General features: G+C 25.6%; 1 protein-coding gene. It reads right to left on the reverse strand.

Annotation, left to right across the window (positions count from 1 at the left end; translation table 11 throughout):
• On the reverse strand, nucleotides 1-2,325 hold a 2,325-nt coding region (locus VLM92_RS12345), incomplete at its 3' end, for an McrB family protein (protein ID WP_325276638.1).
• Nucleotides 2,326-2,465 lie beyond the last annotated feature (140 nt).

The following is a 2,465-nucleotide window of genomic DNA, read 5'->3' on the forward strand; positions in this document are numbered from 1 at the left end:
TTTTCCTAAAACATCTATAATCTCATTTTCATTACCATAGAAATACTCATTTAAAAGAGGTAGAATCTTTTTATTTATAATATTTTCTAAATCATCCTTAGTCTTATTTACAAATAAAGCATGTCCAATAATATAATCAGCACTTCTTTTCTTATCATAAATAGCTTTATTTATAGGTTTTAATATATCTGCAAAATCTGGTATAACTTCATAGTCAGTATACATAGGTATAAATTCAAATCTTCTTCTTAATGCTATATCAATAAGAGCAATAGACTTATCTGCTGTATTCATAGTTCCTAGTATAAATATATTTGATGGTACTCCAAAAACCTCTTTAGAAGGCAGCGTTACCATAGTTTCATTAGCTTGATTTAATCTTTTATCATCTTCAATTAAAGTTATAAGTTCTCCAAATATACGAGATATATTCCCTCTATTTATTTCATCTATAACTATTACATAATAATTACCTAAATCATTTTTAGCTCTTTCAACTAAATCTTTAAAAATACCATCTTGCTTAACAAATGATAACTGATCTGTGTTATTTGTATTAGCTCTAATACCTTGGATAAACTCTTCATAACTATAATTTTGATGGAAAGTAGTAAATACTATTTTCTTCTCTGCTAAATACTTTTTATATCTTTTAAATACGGCTTCTCTATCTTTTTTGCACTCTTCAACTACATCATCAATTTCTTTTTTCTCTACAATACTAACTGCATAATTTACAGTATTATAAGTCTTTCCTGTACCTGGTGGTCCATATAATATTATATTCAAAGGAGTTTCTATTTCTTTTTCAAATACTATATCTTCCTCATAATTATCATGTTCTGATGGTTCTTCCTCATTTTTTGTATCAGGCTTTTTTAAATCTATAGACTTATCTTCTATATTAATTTTATCTATCTTTGATAATAATTCATCTACATCTACATCAAACACTTCATTTAAAACACTATTTTCAAACTCTGAATTTTCCTCATTCTTAGCAACAATAACACCCTTAGTACTTTTCTTATTTCCCCATGGCTTGTCCTTAGGTAAATTCTCTATATTTCCTACAGGATCTAATAACTTTTTAAAACTTCTATAATATATACCATTTTCATCCTTAGTTGCACTAGAAGTAAATACACCTAAAAACATAACTTTCTTTGATTCATCAAAAACATAAAAAATATTATAATTAGTGCTTCTTTCAAGATTTTTATCACTAGATGCTATTATGTTATTATCTAAATATGTATCAACTTCTTCATTAGATAATCCTTTAATATTATAAGGTTGAATTTTTGAATATGTAGTTTCCACGTCCCAAAGCTTTGCTAAATTAGAATCAAACATTATCTTTCCATAAACTCTACCTCTATTTTTTTCATTTTTAACTTCTATATTGTATTTCTTTAATTCATTATGTATTTTTTCACATAAGGCGGAATAGTTGTTTTCTACACCGGTGTTTGGATCTAGTAACTTGCAAAACTGCATTAATTTAGAATTCTTAAATCCTGTTATCTTGTCACTTGGGCTATTTATATACATTATTACATTTCTTACAACTTCTGTTACCTTGTTTAAATCATTATACTTTTTGTAGCTTATTAAGTTTTTAATCCAATCATTTTGATATACATTGGTTCTAGCAAGCGTCCTTTTATCTTCGTATTGATTGTATTTATTTTTATTAAAAGCATTTAAATCAATGTAGGATAAAACTTCATTTATAAGATTTAAGAAATTATATTTAACCCCTTCATTTATGTAATTATCTAAAAGATCTTGAGTTTTAAATTTTCCCGAAGTTTCTATATCTGATTTTAACTCATCTAAAGCATTGTTGCTTATATTGAACTTTTTAAACTCGTCCCACTTTTCCAAAAGCTTTTCAAATGCAAAAGATTGCCTTTCCATATCATTTCTTATATATTTTCCACTATCTTCTATCGATTTTTTAATACATTCATCTATTCGATTTTCATAGTCTTTTTTAGTTCCTTCATAAGCTCTTTTAATAATTTCTAAGTAACTTTCTAAATCTTCATCGTTACTTATTTTCATTTCAGCTTCAAGTGTCCATCCATGACTTTCTGGAACTATGTTTATATTTAGATTTTCTAATTCTTCATTTGTTACATATTTTTTATTTACTAATATTCTTGTATGATCTTTTCTAAACTGTACTTCTGCATACATTTTAGAATTTATTTTAAATCCTGTGTATTGATTAGTTTTGTACTCAACGGTACCGTATAAATCATTTAAATATTTACTTATTTCATTAACTCTAGTATTACTCTCAATACTTCCCTCCAAATTATATATCCCTATATTATATTAATTATATATTCATTCTCATATTTTACCATTTTATTTACTAAAAATGTTAATTAGATAAGTTTTTAATATAATAAAATCCCTCTCATATTGAGAGGGTCCTAAACACTTTTAGCATT

It is taken from the genome of Romboutsia sp., from assembly GCF_035470145.1.
Taxonomy (GTDB): Bacteria; Bacillota; Clostridia; order Peptostreptococcales; family Peptostreptococcaceae; genus Romboutsia_D.